This window comes from Aeromonas aquatilis (assembly GCF_054052405.1).
Window position 1 is genome coordinate 1 of record NZ_JBSTYP010000078.1, and the last position, 17771, is coordinate 17771.

Genomic DNA, 17771 nt, shown 5'->3' on the forward strand with positions numbered 1-17771 from the left:
TGGTGAATAGTGTTCTCTCGATTTCATTCAATACCCCCGATTGTCTCATCGTAACAATCGGGACTGTCTGTGAAAATCAGGATACCTCAGTAAGAGGGCAGACTTGCAGGATATAGCCATACAGAACGGACACTCTGTTCACGCCACTGAACAAGTGGATTGCTAGAGCACCTCTATTTTTACTTTGATAATCCCGTCGCGAATATTGCCAATGGTGCTAAAAGCCGATTTGGAGAGATCGATAATACGCCCGCTTTTAAAGGCGCCGCGGTCATTGACCTTGACCACTACGCTCTTGCCGTTGGCGAGGTTGGTGACCCGCACCATGGCGCCAAAGGGCAATTCCATATGGGCGGCGCTATTGAGGTTGTTGCGATAGAGCTCGCCGCTGGCGGTCTTTTTGCCATGATAACGGTCGGCATAATAGCTGGCGTAACCGGTCTCGCTATAGCCGCGCCAGCTGCCGCCGTGACTCTCGTCATAACGGCTGCTACAGGCAGCCAGCAGCAGGCAAAGAGATAACAGCAGCCCTTTCTGGATATGTTGCACCTTTCCCCTCTCCTCTCTTCTTCTTTTCGCTATGTGCAATTTTTCTTCTTCGATACGGCCGGTGACGCTGGCGACACGCATGCAGACGGGAGCTCTCGCCTTGCCATCGGTCCAATGCTTTCACCATGTTACTCGCCTTGTTGTCAGGCAGCAGCGACGGTGCGGCTACTTTGCCATCTCTTCCATGTAAAAAGGGAGGCAAATGCCTCCCTTTCAACTAGTTACCGGTCATCCCGTGTCGGGATGGGCCAGAGACTTCTCAGGCAATCAGCTTATCATCGCTAAAGCCGAAACCGCGCAGGCCCACCACATGCACGTGCTCGTGCTTGCCCTGCACCTTGCGGATGAGCTTGTAGGTGGTGCCCTTCTCGGGGCTGATGTTCTCGGGCGCGGCAATAAGTAGCTGCATATCCTGCCGCTCGCACAGCTCGAACAGGGTGGCGATCGATTTGCCATCCAGACGAGCTGCTTCGTCGAGGAACAACAGACGGCACGGGGCGATATCCTTGCCGCGCAGACGGCGGGACTCCTCCTCCCAGCTGATCAGCACCATCAAGAGGATGGCCTGGCCGGTACCGATCGCCTCGCCGGTGGAGAGCGCGCCGCTCTCGGCCCGCAGCCAGCCATCGGCCCCGCGCTGCACCTCGATCTCCAGCTCCAGATAGTTGCGATAGTCGAGCAGCACGTCGCCCATCACCTGATAGCTGCGATCCCCCTGCTCGATCTGCGGGTTCAGGCGCTGGAAAAGCTTGGCCATCGCCTCGGAGAAGCTGAGCTCCTTGTCGGCGAACAGATCGTTGTGCATGGCAGTTTGATCGGCCAGCGCCGTCAGCAGACGGGTGTGAGCCTCGCGGATATTGACGTTGAGGCGCACCCCGCGCACCAGACCGAAGGCGATGTTCTGCAAGCCCTGGTTGAGCACCCGGATGCGGTTCTGCTCGCGGCGGATGATGTTGGTGATCTTGGCCGCCACCTCGTGGGAGGAAAGCGACAGATGGGTTTCCCGCTGCTTGAGCTCATCGGCCAGACGGGCCAGCTCGATCTCCATCTCCTCGATCGCCTCAACTGGATCATCGGAGCGGATGATGTCGTTGCGAATGCGGTCTTTGAGGTAACGATAGACCTGCACGTAGAAGGCGACCTTCTGCTCGGTGCTGCGGTTGCCCTCAGAGAGACGCAACGCATCGCGCAGGGCTTCGTCGTGGGCCACCGCCACCCGCAGGGCGCCGAGGGCCTTGTCCGACATGGAGCGCAGCTCGTCGCTGTCAAGATACGCCAGCTCGCGCTTATTTAAACGCTTCTCGACGTCGGTCTCCCGCGCCAACCGCACCACCCGCGACCAGCTCGCCTTGTGACCCACCAGGGATTTACGGGCGCCGTAGTAATCCTTGCCTTCCAGCTTGAGACGACCGCCCAAGGATTCAATCTCGCGCTTGGTGACCTGCAGTTGGGCCTCGGCGCTGGTGCGACGGGAACGGGTACGGATCAGCAGCTCTTCAATCTCTTTCTTGTGGGCGCGCGCCTTCTCTTCCATATCGTCAGAGAGGGTCAGCCCCATGGCCGCCAGCTCCTGCTCGAACTCGGTCAGGGTCTGGCGCTTGGCCTCGACGCTGGAGTTGAGGGCGGTGCGCAGCTGCAACGCCTCGGTGTGGCGCAGGGCAATCTGCTTGTGCTGCTCGCCAGCGGTGCGGGCCGCCAGCTCGGCCGCTTTCAGCTTCTCTTTGAGTCGCTCGCTCATCTCGGAGGCTTTGCCCAGCAGGTCTTGCGCATCCTGATAGGCAAAGTGCGGCAGACGGGCCACCAGCTGATCGAGGGCGTAGCAACGGCGCTTCTGCTCGGCCAGCAGGTCGCTCACCTCATCGTAAGCTGCCTGCAGCGCAGCCAGATCCTGCGGATCCTGACGCAGCACCTGCACCATGGTTTCCAGTTTTTCCAGCGATTTACCGTGTTTGGCGATAAAGGCTTCGGCCTGTTTCAGGGCTTCCACATCGGCGTGAGCCGCCTCGAGGCGGGCCGCCAAATCGGCTTCGGCAAACAGGTGGGCAAAGGGCAACATCCCCTGCACCAGCTGGATATGGCGGGTCAGCTGGGCGGCAGCCGCTTTGGCTTCGGCCAGCTGCTTGTCGCACTCACCGATGGCCCCTTGCAGCGCGCGCAGCTCGGCCTGTTTGGCCTGCACTTCGGCTTCCGGGTCGGGGCGGAAGGCAATATCCAGATGCTGACCGATAAAGTCGCGGAAGTGACCGTAGAGACGGTGGTACTTCTGCTGCTCAAACGCAGCCTTGGCGTAACCCTCGATGAGCCCTTCGCGCTCAAGGTCGAGCTGCTCGATCCGCTTTTCCCGGGCGGCGCGACCAAACAGCGGCAGCTCGGGGTAGCGGGAGAAGCGCACCTGACGCTTGCTGGTGCGCACCAGCACGGCGTCTCCCAGCTCGTCCGCTTCCACCAAGTCCTCGTCAAAGGAGTCGGGGTTACCCTGAATCAGGTAGATATCTTCCGGGCAATCTTCCAGCTTTTTCAGCCGCTCGATGGCGCCCTCAAGGTCGAGCACCACCAGGGCGCTGCGAGCCGGGCCGTAGAGCGCGGAGTAGTAAGGGGCATCGTCGATGGAGATGTCGTCGTAGACATCGGAGAGCAGCACGCCCCCCACCTGCTCGGCGATGCGGGCAAGGCGCGGATCCGCCTCGCCAGCACCCAGCTGCAGGTTGCGAATTTGCAGCTCCAGCGCCTGTTTCTGCGCCGCGATGCGGTTGCTCTCCTGCTCGAACTCGCGCTCCTTGTCGAGCACTGTTTGCATGCCGGCCGAAAGCTCTTCGGCGGTGGCGAGCGGCAAACCGCTCTGCTCGCGCAGCTGCTCGAGCTTTTCAAAGGATTTGAGCCATCGCGGTGCCAGCTTGGTCAGCTCAGCAATATCGCGACCCAGCTGGGTGCCCTGATGCTCGAGGCTGGCGCGGCGCTGGTTCACCTCGGCCTGCTGCTCGGAGAGTTCCTCCTGACGGGTGCGCTGGGCTTCGAGGAAGATCTCCAGCTCATCGCTGCTGGCAATCAGATGGCCAGAGGCCTGCTGCAGCTCGTCACGCAACTTGAAGAGATTCTTCTGGCTTTCACTCTCTTTCTCGAGGCGAGCCAGCGCAGCGCGCAGCCCCTGCCCCTGGGCAATGCGAGCCTTGTCTTCGATGTGACGCTTGAGCAGCGCCTGCGCGGTAGGCCAGGCGGCCTCGCGCACTGTTTCCGGAGCGATGCTGAGCAGCAGCGCCAGCGCCGCTTCGTGCTCGGCCACTGCCGCCTTGGCCAGTGCCAACTGTTGCTCGGCCCCCAGCACCCGGCTGGTAAGGCTCTGCTCAGCTGCGCGGAACTGGTGCAGGGTGTCGCTCGCCTGTTCGGCAGTCAGCCCCGGCAGCTCGCACTGCTCGCGGGCAGCCTCCAACGCCTGCACCGCCTGACGGTACTGGATGGCGCGGGTCTGCTGGATATCGAGCGCCTGCTGGTAGTCGGCAAGCTGGGTCTTGAGGCTGTCGACTTCTGCCTGCGCCAGCTCCTTGCGCTCTTCCACTTCCAGCAGCTGGCCGTGGATCTCCTCCACCACAGCCTGCTGCTGTTCGAGTTTGTCAGAGAGATCCGCCAGATCGGCGCGGTACATCTCGATCTTCTTCTGCAAGCTGACCGCCGCCATCACCTTGGCCAGATGCTCGGAGGCTGACTCCAGCTCGTCGGTCAGCAGTTTCTCACGGTTGGTGAGCTGCTCCACTTCATCGGCCAGATAGATAGCGCGCTGCTTCTCTTCGGCCAGAATGCGGCGCTTGTCGGCCAGCTCCTGGCGAGCCTTGAGGGCCAGCTCGGAGAGACGGCTCTTCTCGGCAGCGTTGCGCACATAGTCCGCCGCCACATAGTGGGTGGTCTCGGTGATCAGGTTCTTGAACAGATCCCGCTGACCCTGGGTCTCCTTGATCGCTTCCAGCGTGCGGCGGTTTTCATAGATGGCCGCCTCCATGTCTGCAAACGCCTTGCGCACCCCGGAGTTCTCCGGCAGCAGGTATTCGCGCAGGGAACGGCTGATGGACGAGGAGATGCCGCCGTAGAGGGAGGCCTCGATCAGGCGATAGAACTTGCCGCGATCCTTCTGGTCACGCAGCTTCTTAGGGGTGATGCCGAACTCGAACATGAAGTTGTGATAGTCGGTCACCGTATTGAATTTGGCGACCTTCAGCGCCCCCAGCTCGGCGGCCGCCCCTTTCAGGTCGGTAAAGGCGCGTACCCGCCCCTTGCCGCCATCGAGCTTCTCCAGCAGCAGGTCGGTCGGTGCCAGATTCTCCGGCACATCCACCAGCGCGAACGGGGTGATGTTGACCTTGTTGTCGCGGTTGGCCACCTGTTCGAGGTGCACGCCGACCCAGATCCGCTGTTCGCGGCTGTTCATCACCTCCAGCAGGGAGTAGCAGTGACCGCGCTGCAGCTTGCCGTAGAGCCCCTTGTCACGGGAGGCGCTGCTGGAGCCCGCTTCCGTGGTGTTGCGGAAATGGAGCAGTGACTGGTCGGGGATGAGCGCCGCGATAAAGGCCGCCATGGTGGTGGACTTGCCCGCGCCGTTGCCGCCGGAAAGGGTAGTGACCAGCTGGTCGAGATCGAAGGTCCGGGCAAAGAAGCCGTTCCAGTTGACCATGGTCAGGGATTTGAACTTGCCTCGCACCGGTTATACCTCCAGATCCAGTTGTTCTTCATCGAGATCCGCCTCGATGTCATCAAAGAGCGAGTCGCTGCTCGGCATTTCGTCGTCGTGGAAGATGGCTTCACCCTCCTGGATCATCCGCAGTTGGACGGCGCGCGGATCTTCATCGGAGCGCACGTCGGCGGCGAAACGGAACACCGATTCGTTGACCCGGAATTTATCCCCGTTGCCAAGGGCGGTGATCATGCCAAGGCGTCGCAGACGGCGCATGGAGGTACGGATCTTTTCGAGCAACTTCTTCTTGTCGAGATCGGTACCGCCGGAGCGGCTGTTGACCATCCGCAGCAGCTGCTTCTCGTCGGCGAGGCTCAGCACCTCTTCTTGCAGCTCGGCCATGGCGAATACCCCTTCCGAAGCCAGACGATCCGGGCTCAGGTAGAGGTAGCAGAGCACCTTGCCCACCAGCATATCGAGCTCGGAGAGCACAGTGGTGCCGATGTCGGAGCTCGGGCGCGGGCGCAGGTAGAAAAAGCCTTCCGGCGCCTTGATCAGCTCCACCTGATAGCGACCGTAGAAGATCTCCAGCTCGCTGTGATATTCGACCAGCGCCGAGTGCTGCTCGAACTCGTCGGCACTGATGTGGCGACCGGAGCGCAAGGCGGTGTCGATGCGCGGAAACAAGGGGTTGGCAATCGCCTCTGCAAGGCGCAGCGGCAAGGGAAACTCAGAATTGATCAATGACATAGGCCTGAACCTTGGATCCAGCTTGGTTAATGGGTTTCCATGCGGGTTGGCGATGCAGTTCGCGCTCGCCGCTGGCATGGCCCAGGCGCACGGCCTGGTCGATCAGAAGACGCGCCACATCGAAGTGGGCATGAGCCGGGTAGTCCAGCAGGTATTCCCGCAGCACATCGGCCAAGTCCAGCTGCTGGCCCTGCTCGGGGTAGCGGGCCAGATAGCGCTCGATGCGCTCGGCCAGCTCCTGGTTGATATCCACCATCTCGACATACTCCATCTCGAGGGGCACCTCACCGGTCACCTCCTCGTCGTGGATGGCGATGGTTTCGTCGCGCAGCTCCAGCAGACGGGGCTCTTCGGCCACCCGCAGCTGCCAGTTGTGCTGCTCGAAGTTGCGGATAGACTCGCGCAGCCGCTGGCTGAAGGCGCGGTTCTTGTCCATATCGATGGCGTTGCGGATAAATTTGTGGACGTGTCTGTCGTAGCGGGACCAGAGCTCGATGCACTGCTGACCCCAGCTGGTGATGACGTCAAGACGCCCCTGCAAGGCATGGGTGAGCTCCTCGACGTGGAACAGATCGTCGCGCCCCTGCGCCGCTTCCTGAATGTTGAGCAGCCCCGCCTGCAGGCGGTGGCCGGCAGCGTCCAGGGTATCCTGCAGTTCTCGCAGGGTCTGGCCGGTCTCGTGCAGCAGCTTTTCACAGCTGTGAATGGCATCGACCCAGTTCTGGGTCAGCAGGGCCGCGATTTCGCTCTTGACCTGATTCTGCTGTTCATCCATGGCGCGCTGGGTGAGATCGATGCGCCCCAGCGTCTCTTCCAGCGAGAAGGTGAGGCGCGGCAGCACCTCGGCATCCCACTGCTCGCGGGTGTTGGTCTCAAGCGCCGCCTTGCGGGCGGTGTCGAGCTCAGCCGCCAAATGCTCGAGCAAGATGGAGAGCTTGATGGAGTCAACCTGACGCTGATCCATAAAGAAGTCGACAATGCTCACACCCAGGCGCGACAGGCGATAGAGGCTCTCCCCCGCTACCATGTCGGTGTTGAAGCGCGACAGCAGCTGCTGGCGAATGAGATCGTTGATGGCGTTGTTAGCACGACCGGTGAGGGTCTCGTCCATCTGGCCAAAAGCGTTGCTGACATAGCCAAAGGCATCGTGCAGCGCCGCTTCCGACAGGTCCGACTCATCTTCGGACAGGGTCTTGATTGCAATCAGAAAGGCCAGCCGGTCGGTCGGCAGGCTCAATGCCAACCCCTCCTGCCTGACCCACCCTACTAGCTCCGGCAAAGAACGCTCTGGCAGGGTACGGGATGTACTCATCATGATGTTGTCATCTCGTTGTTGTATTGGGCGCAAAATCGTGCGCGCGGCTACATCCGGTAGCATCGAAAACAGGGTTCACATCGACGTGAACCGCGAGCAATCAGCTGGCCGGCTTCTGGGCCATCACATGGATATAGCGACCGAGGGAGACAAAAGGCTCCTGACGGCAATATTGCTGCTCCATGGCCAGCAGATCGTCGAACTTCTCCACCTGATCCTGCTTGTGACGCATATAGTCGTGGATCACCCGCACCCCGGTCTTGCCGATGATGCGCAGCCCCCCGCGACCAATCCAGTCATAGACCTGCTCCGGCAACTGGGGGTTGGTGGGCGTAAGCGCAGTCTGCCGCTTCTTGCGAAGACCAAGGCGCACATAGTCAAAATTGCCCACCACCAGGCTCTGGAACAGCAAGCCGTGACGGTTGTAAAAAAGCAGCGACAGTATGCCCCCGCCATTGACGAAAGGGAACAGACCCAGCAAGGTCTGGCGCGGCTCGGCGAGCCACTCCAGCACCGCATGGCAGAGCACCAGATCAAAGGTCCCGGTCACGTGTTGCTTCAGATCCTGAATGGGGCAATGGATGAGACGGATTTTGTCTTCCAGTCCCTTCTCGGCGATCTGGCTGCGAGCCAGTTCCAGCATTTCTGCTGACAGATCGCACAGCTCCACCTGATGACCCATGGCCGCCAGCTTCTGGGCAAAATAGCCAAAACCGCCCCCCGCATCGAGGATGCGCAGCGGTCGGTTGCCAAGTCGGGCCAGGCAGGCTTCGATGTCGCTCCAGACAATGGTGGTGCGGATGCGCCCCTTGGTGGAGTCGTAAATGTTGCGGGCGAACTTATCGGCGCGCCCGTCAAAACTCTGATCGTGCTTCAAGGAGAAACTCAACATTAGCGCCACAGGGTTGTGGCCATCCCAAAAAAGAGAGGTATTCTGTCACATCCCGAATTTGCTGGAAACTCAAGGAAGTGTCTGCCGTGTTTGTGATTAAAAAGTGGCTGGGTCAGCTGCTGATGCCGCTCCCCTTCTCCCTCTCCTTGCTGCTGGTCGCCCTGCTGCTGCTCTGGTTCACCCGTTTTCAGAAAACCGGCAAGCTGCTGGCGACTCTCTCGCTGCTGCTGGTCGCCCTGCTGGGAATGCGGCCGGTGAGCTACGAACTGGCCCGCGGGCTGGAGCAAACCTTCCCGCCGTTCGAGGTGAGCCAGCATCCCAACATCGATGCCATCGTGGTGCTCGGTAATGGCCATGTCAGCGACCCGGCGGTGCCGATGCGCAGTTGGCAGAACAATATCGCCCTGGCCCGCACCCTCGAAGGGGTTCGCCTTGCCCAGGCCTATCCCGACGCCGAGCTGGTTTTCTCCGGCTATGTGTCGGGGGATCCCCTCTCCAATGCCGAGGTCAATGCCCGGATGGCCGAGAGCCTTGGCATTCCCCGCGCGCGGATGACGTTGTTTGAAAACAACAAAGACACTCATGATGAGGCAGTAAGTATCAGCCGCCACCTCAAGGGAAAAGAGGTGGCGCTGGTCAGCTCGGCCACTCATTTGCCGCGCGCCATGGCCCTCTATCAGGGTCAGGGACTCAAGGCCGTGCCGGCCCCCACCGATTACACCGCCAAGCAGAGCCAGGTACCCCAGCCGCTCTACAGTTATTTACCCAAAGGGCGTTATTTGATGTATTCCGAAGCTGCCATCCACGAATGGATTGGGGTATGGTGGGCTCGCTTGCGGGGGCAGGTTAACGAATGAGCGATCAAGCGTTTCATTCCTGATTTGGATCAGGAAAGCGAAAAAAAATTACGTCATTTGCCGCCGGGTCAGCTATCTTGGGCTCGGTTCAATTCATATAATGTCGCGCAATCAAATGCCTAGGAGATATACAAGATGAGACAGCACCTGGTAATGGGTAACTGGAAACTGAACGGCACCAAAGCTTCTGTAGAAGCTCTGATCAAAGGACTGACCCCGGCTGCTGCCGCTCATCCTTCTGTGCAAGTCGCCGTCTGCCCGCCGGTTATCTTTTTGGGTCTGGTTGAGCAACTGACCGCTGGCAGCAAGATTGCCTACGGTGCCCAGAACGCTGACGTTCACGAGTCTGGCGCCTTCACCGGCGAAAACGCCCCCTCCATGCTGAAAGCCTTTGGTTGCACCTACTCTCTGGTCGGCCACAGCGAGCGTCGTACCCTGCACGCAGAGAGTGACGACGTGGTTGCTGCCAAGTACGAAGCGATCCAGAAAGGCGGCCTGATCCCGGTTCTGTGCATCGGTGAAACTCTGGAGCAGTTCGAAGCCGGCGTGACCAAGAACGTGGTTGAGACCCAGCTGAAAGCCGTTATCGACCGTTGCGGTATCGCCTCCTTCAACAACGCCGTTATCGCTTACGAGCCGGTATGGGCCATCGGTACTGGCAAGACTGCCACTCCGGAGATCGCTCAGTCCGTTCACGCTCACATCCGTCAGTACCTGGCCGGTTTTGATGCCGCCGTTGCTGCCAAAGTACAGATCCTGTACGGCGGTTCCGTCACTGGCGCCACTGCTGCCGACCTGTTCGGTCAGCCGGACATCGACGGTGGCCTGGTCGGTGGTGCGTCCCTGAAAGTGGACGACTTCTCCCAGATCATCGCTGGCGCTGCCAAGTAATCGCTGATTACGGCAAAGAGAGGGGCTCGTCCCCTCTCTTGTATCGCTTTTCCTATGGTGGCCCCCGCATCCCATATGAAAGCCGATATAGTAAAAGTGGCTTGTCTATTTCCAAACATTCGTATTTGACAACTCAGATCCAGAGGCACTCATGACCAAACAAATCAAACGTATTGGTGTTCTGACCAGTGGTGGCGACGCGCCGGGTATGAACGCAGCCATTCGCGCCGTGGTTCGCGCCGGTCTGCATCATGGCCTGGAAGTTTACGGTATTTATGATGGCTACCTCGGCCTGCACCAGGATCGCATCGTCAAGCTGGAGCGTCACAGCGTCTCCGACGTGGTGAACCGTGGTGGTACTTTCCTCGGCTCCGCCCGTTTCCCTGCTTTCAAAGACCCCGCAGTACGCGCCGAAGCGATCGAAAACCTGAAAAAGCACAGCATCGACGCCCTGGTGGTGATCGGTGGTGACGGCTCCTACATGGGTGCCAAGAAGCTGACCGAAGAGGGTTTCCCCTGCATCGGCCTGCCGGGCACCATCGACAACGACATCGCCGGTACCGACTTCACCATCGGTTTTGATACCGCCCTGAACGTGGTCGTTGACGCCATCGACCGTCTGCGCGACACCTGCAGCTCCCACCACCGTATCTCCGTGGTCGAGATCATGGGTCGCCACTGTGGCGATCTGGCCATGTCTGCCGCCGTTGCTGGCGGTGCCGAGTACGTGATCGTGCCGGAAGTGGCTTTTGACAAAGAGAAGCTGCTGCAACAGATCAAAGAAGGTGAAGTAAAAGGCAAGAAGCACGCCATCATCACCATCTGCGAGCACGTCACCGATGTGAACGCCCTGGCGAAAGACATCGAAGCCCTGACCGGCCGTGAAACCCGCGCCACTATCCTGGGCCACATCCAGCGTGGCGGTGCCCCGACTGCTCGTGACCGCATCATGTCCAGCCGTATGGGTGCTTACGCCGTTGAGCAGCTGCTGGCTGGCCACGGTGGTCGCTGCGTCGGTATCCAGCGCAACGAGCTGGTACACCACGACATCATCGACTGCATCGAGAACATGAAGCGTCCGTTCGATCAGGAGCTGTACAACCTCTCCACCACCCTGTTCTAAGCTACGCGGCTTTTAACCGGCTGTTGATGACAAAAACCCTCCATCGGAGGGTTTTTTAATATCTTGCAAAAACGGGTGTATCCGCACGCTGTGTGCCCCTCACCATACGGGTTGCCTGATTACCAACCCTTGCGCCATCTGGTTGATCACTAGCCTTCCCCTCCTCACACCAATCGGCATCAGCCAAAGATATCGTTCCGATATTGCCGTGGATGTTTTATCACTGCTGAACCGGCTTGCGGTTGCCTGCCTCTCTGCTGACCCTGAAACGAGCTTGTTCAGCCTCCTCGTCATACACCGCTGTGTATCTAAATCTTGTAGACGGTATTCAGAAATCTGAATCGCCCCCAGCTCCCCAACCATGCTCCGGCCCAGCTCTTGCGTTGTAATCACATGACTTATGCCAGATGCCTCGGCCACACAGATCGCTGTTCGAGACCAACCAGACCAGCCACAGAGTACGCCTCTGGCTTGGTGCACACCTGACCCTTGCTACAACCTTGTCTATTCCGGGGCCGGCGGGGAAATTGGCGCTGATAAAACAACCAACTGCCAATATGTGTCCCCCCAATCCATGGATCTCTCCCCTGTAAAGCGGAGTATTGCTGTAAAAATAGGGAGATGTCGACCTGATAAAGTCATGGTGTGACAAGGGTTGGCAACCAGATTGCTTCCACCAACTTTTTTTGGATGCGCTATCTGCGTCAGGCATTGGCAAATCATATCCTGACGCACTTTTGAGGGCTTTCATGACGCAGTTACGAGGGGGATAACTTCTAAAACCCTATTTAAGCCCCATATAAAACCCACCAAAAAACCAACAAGCAAAACAATAAGGCACTGAATTTAAATAAAATAAATACATAAACTTATTTTTCGATGGGTCAAACTTCGCGAAAGATGATAAAAACAGCGCAATATGCCAAAAATGACCACCTCAACCACCAGAGCACACAAAGGCGCCATTTTATCAATTTTGTTCTTGTTTTAACCCCCTGTTATGGTATCTTGACAACATCAACCAACAACTTGGGGAGAGAAAAATGAAAGAGTTTGTCGTTACTGCCGTTTTCACGGTGTTTTTCACCCTGGTTGCTGTCTCTCTGCCCTCACTGTCACAGTTCTGAGCCGGATAGAGAGGCACCAATCCGGACTGACCTTATCTGACATGTCTGTTTAATCGCCACCAACTGGCGCTTTTCAGTGACAATGCCGCGATGGTCAACATAGATATGATTTCATCACGTTGACGCTGTTTCTTTCGCCACAAGGGTGTAACCAGGATGGTTTAACCACACTCTGTTTGGATGGAATAGAACCAGCAGCAGATCATATCCGAGGGGAGCAAGGCTCCCCTTTTTGTTACCTGTCATTTGACAACCCCATTGCCCCGGCGGCCACAACAGGCTGTCATCCGTCACCAGGCCCATGCCCACGACTGTTGTTTTCCCTACCGTGCTATCCATTCAACACAGCTAAATCCGTCAGCAATCTCTTGTGCACACCTTTGCTCTGATACTTGTTCGGCAGATATAAAAAAGCCCCCGCCATCATGGCAGGGGCTCGCGTTACGCAGTGTCAGCTTAGGGCTGTTATATCTCAGTCCAGCTCAAAGCAATTATGCCTTGTTCCAGCGCTCTGGGTCATATTCCGGGCTGAAGCGGTCAACAATGACAGCACAGGCCGCATCGCCGGTGATATTGAGGGAGGTGCGGATCATGTCGAACAGACGATCCAGCGCAAACAGCAGCGGCAACCCTTCGATGGGGATCCCGGCCGCCAGCAGCACGGCAACCACCAGGAAGCTTGGGCCCGGCACACCGGCCTGACCGATCGCCCCCAGAGTGGAGGTCACAATGATGGCTGCCCAGGCACCGACGCTCAGATCGATGTTGTAAACCTGCGCGAAGAAGATGGCGACCAGACCGTAATAGATGGCGTTGCCGCTCATGTTGATGGTGGCACCCAGCGGCAACACGAAGGAGGCGGTCGCGTTGGTCACTTTCAGATCATGCTCGCAGGTCTCCATATTGACCGGCAGGGTCGCCATGGAAGAGGCGGTGGAGAAGGCCACGATCTGCGGCTTCTTCATGGCAGAGAGGTACTTCATTACCGGCGTGTTGGAGAACATCATCACCAGCAGCGGATAGACCACAAAGCCGAAGATAAGGATCGCAGCCACATAAACCACGAACAGCTTGAGCACCAGGGTCAGCACATCGAAGCCATAGGTACCGATGGCTTCCGCCATCAGACCGAACACCCCGAGCGGCGCGATGATCATCACCTTGTTGATCATCCAGACGAAGGCATCCACCAGGGTATTGAGCCCATCGACCAGTGGCTTGGCCCGCTCGCGCGGCTGTTTGGCCAGCGCAATGCCGAGGAACATGCAGAACACCAGGATCTGCAGGATGTTCGCTTCGTTAAGGGAGTTGAAGACGTTGGTGGGGATCATGCCAAGCAGGGTGGCGACTGCATCCGGCAGCGCCCCTTTATCGGCGTAGTCACCACCGAACATGGAGGCGACGGAAGCGAAATCAACCCCGACACCCGGTTTGAAGATCTGCCCCATTACCAGTGCCAGCAACACGGCCAACGCTGATGTACCAAGGAAGAAGGCCAGCGTCGCTGCACCGATCTTGCCCGCAGCCGGGCTGGCACCCAGATTGGCGGCGCCGGAGAGGATGGCTACCGCCACCAGTGGGATCACCAGCATCTTGATCAGCTGGATAAACAGGGTACCGAGCGGTGCAAACACGGTGGCTTGTTCACCCATGAACGCGCCGACCACTGCGCCCAGTACCATGGCGACCACAACCTGGAAGCCGATGTTTTTAATGAGTCCTTTAGTTAACACAATATGTTCCTTTATGTAGCAAAATTCACACTTTTCCCAGTGCAATTAACCAAACAGGGGAATGAGCGGCTGCCCATTCCCCTGTTTGCGCGTGTTATCTCACATTTAATTGCTGTTTTAAATCAGCAAATCATTAACCTTGGCTATTAATAAGTTTGCGAAAAAGTGAAGATTCAAAGCGGTCTCGGCTATTTTTACCTCATCCCCCATGACAACTGGCAAAATGTTGTGCTAGTTTGGCTGCACAACCGAACATACAAGGATGTAAAGATGCTGAAAGTTAACGAATATTTTGACGGAAATGTAAAATCCATCGGTTTCGAACAAAAAGGGGAGAAATCAACCGTCGGGGTGATGAACGCCGGTGACTACCTGTTCAACACCGCCGCCCCCGAACGGATGACAGTGATCAAGGGCGCCCTCACCATCCAGCTGGCTGATGAAGATGAGTGGCACACCTACAGCCAGGGTGAATCCTTCATGGTGGCCGGTCACTCCTCCTTCAAACTGGAAGTGAAAACTCCCACTGCCTATCTGTGCGAATTTCTCGACTGATCCGGCCGGTTGAAGGGGGGCTGCCCCTTCAACCTTCTTTGGCAACCGCCTGTCACATTATCTGTGCCCATGTCACAGCACCGCACATCCCCGCTTTCCATCCACGGCAAAAATCCTAGAATAAACAGACATAAACCATCACCGGATTGATGTCATGATCAGCGTGTTTGACCTGTTTTCCATCGGGATTGGCCCCTCCTCTTCCCATACTGTCGGCCCCATGCGTGCCTCCTATGCCTTCGTCCAGCAGCTCAAGCTGCAAGGCCATCTGCCGCACGTCATGCGAGTCGAAGTGGAGTGTTACGGTTCGCTCGGCCAAACCGGCAAAGGGCACGGTACCGGCAAGGCGATCATTCTGGGGCTGTCGGGCTTTGAACCCGAATCGGTCGATATCGATGCCATCCCCGCCATTCTGGCGCAAGTGGAAAAGGAGCAGAGCCTTCAGCTGGCAGGCGAACAACCCAGCCATTTTCCACGCACCGGTGCCATCATCTTCAACCGTCGCAAAACCCTGCCGGCCCACACCAATGGCATGACTCTGCGGGCCTTTGATAAAGAGGAAAACCTGCGCTTCAGCCAGACCTACTACTCCATTGGCGGCGGCTTCATCATCGAAGAGAGCCACTTCGCCACCGCCAAGGAGGAAGCCGCCAGAACCGATAGCGAACGCCCTATCCCCTACCCCTTCGAAAGCGGCGCCCAGTTACTTGCCCACTGTCAGGAGAGCGGTCTATCCATCTCCGGCATCATCCTGGCCAACGAGCGGATCTTTCGCAGCGACGATCAGATAAAGAGCGGTCTTCGCAAGATCTGGCAGGCGATGCAGGGCTGCGTCGATCGGGGCTGCAAGAGCGAAGGGGTGCTGCCGGGCGGGCTCAAGGTACGACGCCGCGCCCCGGGGCTGTTTCGCCAGCTCAGCTGCGAGACCAACTTCAACAAGGATCCCCTGATGGTGATGGAGTGGGTCGACCTGTTTGCGCTGGCCGTCAACGAAGAGAATGCGGCGGGCGGCCGAGTCGTCACCGCCCCCACCAACGGCGCCTCCGGTATCATTCCGGCGGTGCTTCACTACTATGATCGCTTCGTCCACAAGGTGGATGACGACGAGCTGGTGCGCTTTTTCCTCACCGCCGCCGCTATCGGCATCTTATATAAGAAGAATGCCTCCCTCTCGGGAGCGGAAGTGGGTTGTCAGGGGGAAGTGGGTGTCGCCTGCTCCATGGCGGCCGGCGCGCTGACCGAACTCTTGGGTGGCAGCCCGGCCATGGTGGAGAACGCCGCCGAAATCGGCATGGAGCACAATCTTGGCCTCACCTGCGATCCCATCGGCGGACTGGTGCAGGTACCCTGCATCGAGCGCAACGCCATGGGGGCGGTCAAGGCGATCAATGCCGCCCGCCTCGCCCTGCGGGGCACCGGCGAGCACAAGGTGTCGCTGGACAAGGTGATCAAGACCATGTGGGAGACCGGCAACGACATGAAGACCAAATACAAGGAGACGGCCCGTGGCGGCCTCGCCGTTAACATTACCGAATGTTAAAAAACGGAAAATGACTCCATTTGGTTCCGAAATGCCCGGCATCGCCGGGTATTTTTATGGGTAAGCGCTTAACAAAATGGATAAGCACAAAAATAAATTTTATACTCGCGCCTCAGATTCAACAAAAATAGATCTATTTCAACTTTTTTTAGGCCTGGAACCGTTACACTACGGTTATCTGGTTCTGTGACCTGCGCTGACAAGCGCGTTCCATGGATCTCCCAAATTTCTGTGAGTGGGCATGCCGCCCCCTTCTACCCTGAGGTAATAGTGACATGATCAGCGTTTTTGATATCTTCAAAATCGGTGTAGGCCCCTCTTCTTCCCACACTGTTGGCCCGATGAAAGCGGCCAAACAGTTTGTTGACGAGCTGCGCGCGGGCGGCAAGATCCGCGATGTAACCCGGATCAATGTCGATGTCTACGGCTCCCTCTCCTGGACCGGCAAAGGCCACCATACCGACACCGCCATCATCATGGGCCTGGCCGGCAACCTGCCGGAAAATGTTGATATCGATGCCATCCCAGAGTTTATCTCCCGTGTTGAACAGACCGAACGCCTGCCGATCGGCCTGCACTGCCATACCGTCAGCTTCCCGCGCGATGCCATGGTATTCCATGACGAAGCCCTGCCGCTGCACGAAAACGGCATGAAGCTGAGCGCCCTGATCGAAGACGAAGTGGTTTACAGCAAGACCTACTACTCCATCGGTGGTGGCTTCATCGTTGACGAAGAGAACTTCGGCAAGGCTGACAGCGGCGACATGTCCGTGCGCTATCCGTTCAAGAGCGCGGCTGAACTTATTGCCCACTGCAGCCAGACCGGTCTCTCCATCTCCGCCCTGATGCTGGAGAACGAGAAGTGCTTCAACACCCCGGAAGAGATCTACAAGAAGTTCGGCAAGATCTGGAACACCATGCGCGAAGGTATCGAGCGCGGCTGCCGTACCGAAGGCGTTCTCTCCGGCCCGCTGCGCGTACCCCGTCGTGCCGCACCGCTCTACCGTCAGCTCAACACCAACGAGAACCTCTCCAACGACCCGATGAACATCGTTGACTGGGTCAACATGTTCGCACTGGCGGTGAGTGAAGAGAATGCTGCCGGTGGCCGTGTCGTCACTGCCCCGACCAACGGCGCTGCCGGCATCATCCCGGCCGTACTGGCCTACTACGACAAGTTCATCCAGCCGGTTGGCCGCGACGAGTACACCCGTTTCTATCTGGCTGCCGGTGCCGTCGGCATCCTCTACAAGATGAACGCCTCCATCTCCGGCGCCGAAGTGGGCTGCCAGGGTGAAGTGGGTGTTTCCTGCTCCATGGCCGCTGCCGGTCTGACCGAGCTGATGGGCGGTAGCCCGGAGCACGTCTGTGAAGCTGCCGAAATCGGCATGGAACACAACCTGGGTCTGACCTGTGATCCGGTTGCCGGTCAGGTACAGGTGCCTTGCATCGAGCGTAACGCTATCGCAGCCATGAAGGCGGTCAACGCCTCCCGTATGGCCCTGCGTCGTACCTCCCAGCCGCGCGTCTCCCTGGACAAGGTGATCGAGACCATGTACATCACCGGCAAGGACATGGACTCCAAGTACCGTGAAACCTCCCGTGGCGGTCTGGCCATCAAGGTGATGCAGGTTGCTTGCGAGTAAATAAGGGTTACGACCCTCATCTAAACAAAGGCGGGATATCCCGCCTTTTTTATGGCTATGTCCCAATTACGTGTTGCATGGGGTGCCCCAGCGCCTCATGCAAACATGCTTTGATATTCACGCCCCTCCCGTA

At 58.2% G+C, this 17771-nt stretch carries 12 protein-coding genes; 6 read left to right on the forward strand and 6 right to left on the reverse strand.

The window, feature by feature from the left end; all coding sequences use genetic code 11:
- Window positions 1–162: 162 nt before the first annotated feature.
- The 5 genes from ACW5W8_RS21395 to cmoM all read right to left on the reverse strand — a co-directional run bounded on the left by ACW5W8_RS21395 (window position 163) and on the right by cmoM (window position 8151).
- The gene (locus tag ACW5W8_RS21395; protein WP_429089449.1) at window positions 163–549 is read right to left on the reverse strand and encodes a septal ring lytic transglycosylase RlpA family protein; all 387 of its coding nucleotides are present in this window, start codon (window positions 547–549) and stop codon (window positions 163–165) included.
- Window positions 550–808: 259 nt separating this feature from the next.
- The gene (gene mukB / locus ACW5W8_RS21400) at window positions 809–5236 is read right to left on the reverse strand and encodes a chromosome partition protein MukB (RefSeq protein WP_498630262.1); all 4428 of its coding nucleotides are present in this window, start codon (window positions 5234–5236) and stop codon (window positions 809–811) included.
- Between the two features lie 3 nt (window positions 5237–5239).
- Window positions 5240–5959: a chromosome partition protein MukE gene (gene mukE, locus ACW5W8_RS21405; protein ID WP_005336835.1), complete on the reverse strand. Its 720-nt coding sequence runs from the start codon at window positions 5957–5959 to the stop codon at window positions 5240–5242.
- Window positions 5940–7274, reverse strand: coding sequence for a chromosome partition protein MukF (gene mukF / locus ACW5W8_RS21410; protein WP_431362108.1), 1335 nt, complete (start codon window positions 7272–7274; stop codon window positions 5940–5942). Before mukF ends, mukE begins: the two co-directional genes overlap by 20 nt.
- A gap of 100 nt (window positions 7275–7374) precedes the next feature.
- A complete protein-coding gene (gene cmoM, locus ACW5W8_RS21415; RefSeq protein WP_498630264.1) occupies window positions 7375–8151 on the reverse strand; it encodes a tRNA uridine 5-oxyacetic acid(34) methyltransferase CmoM in 777 nt (258 codons plus the stop codon).
- A gap of 101 nt (window positions 8152–8252) precedes the next feature.
- On the opposite strand from cmoM, the gene elyC reads away from it, so the two are divergent.
- The 3 genes from elyC to pfkA all read left to right on the forward strand — a co-directional run bounded on the left by elyC (window position 8253) and on the right by pfkA (window position 11037).
- On the forward strand, window positions 8253–9023 hold the full coding sequence (gene elyC / locus ACW5W8_RS21420) for an envelope biogenesis factor ElyC (RefSeq protein WP_498630266.1): 771 nt from the start codon (window positions 8253–8255) through the stop codon (window positions 9021–9023).
- 135 nt (window positions 9024–9158) lie between these two features.
- Complete coding sequence (gene tpiA, locus ACW5W8_RS21425) at window positions 9159–9914, forward strand: triose-phosphate isomerase (RefSeq protein WP_120414341.1); 756 nt, start codon at window positions 9159–9161, stop codon at window positions 9912–9914.
- A 151-nt stretch (window positions 9915–10065) separates the two neighbouring features.
- Window positions 10066–11037 carry a 6-phosphofructokinase gene (pfkA, locus tag ACW5W8_RS21430; RefSeq protein WP_042062659.1) on the forward strand — a complete coding sequence of 324 codons (972 nt, stop codon included), beginning with the start codon at window positions 10066–10068 and terminating at the stop codon, window positions 11035–11037.
- A 1618-nt stretch (window positions 11038–12655) separates the two neighbouring features.
- Here pfkA and ACW5W8_RS21435 read toward each other — a convergent pair.
- Window positions 12656–13897, reverse strand: coding sequence for a dicarboxylate/amino acid:cation symporter (locus tag ACW5W8_RS21435; protein WP_076491549.1), 1242 nt, complete (start codon window positions 13895–13897; stop codon window positions 12656–12658).
- A 270-nt stretch (window positions 13898–14167) separates the two neighbouring features.
- Here ACW5W8_RS21435 and ppnP point away from each other — a divergent pair, with 270 nt between their 5' ends.
- From ppnP to ACW5W8_RS21450, 3 genes are all read left to right on the forward strand, one after another.
- Entirely contained in the window at window positions 14168–14452 is a 285-nt protein-coding gene (gene ppnP / locus ACW5W8_RS21440; RefSeq protein ID WP_498630269.1) for a pyrimidine/purine nucleoside phosphorylase, read from the forward strand.
- 154 nt (window positions 14453–14606) lie between these two features.
- Window positions 14607–15992 (forward strand): L-serine ammonia-lyase, encoded by a 1386-nt coding sequence (locus tag ACW5W8_RS21445; protein WP_498630271.1) that lies wholly within the window; start codon window positions 14607–14609, stop codon window positions 15990–15992.
- Between the two features lie 275 nt (window positions 15993–16267).
- Window positions 16268–17638, forward strand: coding sequence for an L-serine ammonia-lyase (locus tag ACW5W8_RS21450; RefSeq protein ID WP_498630273.1), 1371 nt, complete (start codon window positions 16268–16270; stop codon window positions 17636–17638).
- The last annotated feature ends 133 nt before the right edge of the window (window positions 17639–17771 follow it).

Excerpts from the sequence above, each read along its gene's own strand:
- tpiA (WP_120414341.1), top strand. The coding sequence starts at position 9,159 with ATGAGACAGCACCTGGTAATGGGTAACTGGAAACTGAACGGCACCAAA.
- ACW5W8_RS21450 (WP_498630273.1), top strand. The coding sequence starts at position 16,268 with ATGATCAGCGTTTTTGATATCTTCAAAATCGGTGTAGGCCCCTCTTCT.
- ppnP (WP_498630269.1), top strand. The coding sequence starts at position 14,168 with ATGCTGAAAGTTAACGAATATTTTGACGGAAATGTAAAATCCATCGGT.
- mukF (WP_431362108.1), bottom strand. The coding sequence starts at position 7,274 with ATGATGAGTACATCCCGTACCCTGCCAGAGCGTTCTTTGCCGGAGCTA.
- mukE (WP_005336835.1), bottom strand. The coding sequence starts at position 5,959 with ATGTCATTGATCAATTCTGAGTTTCCCTTGCCGCTGCGCCTTGCAGAG.
- pfkA (WP_042062659.1), top strand. The coding sequence starts at position 10,066 with ATGACCAAACAAATCAAACGTATTGGTGTTCTGACCAGTGGTGGCGAC.
- ACW5W8_RS21445 (WP_498630271.1), top strand. The coding sequence starts at position 14,607 with ATGATCAGCGTGTTTGACCTGTTTTCCATCGGGATTGGCCCCTCCTCT.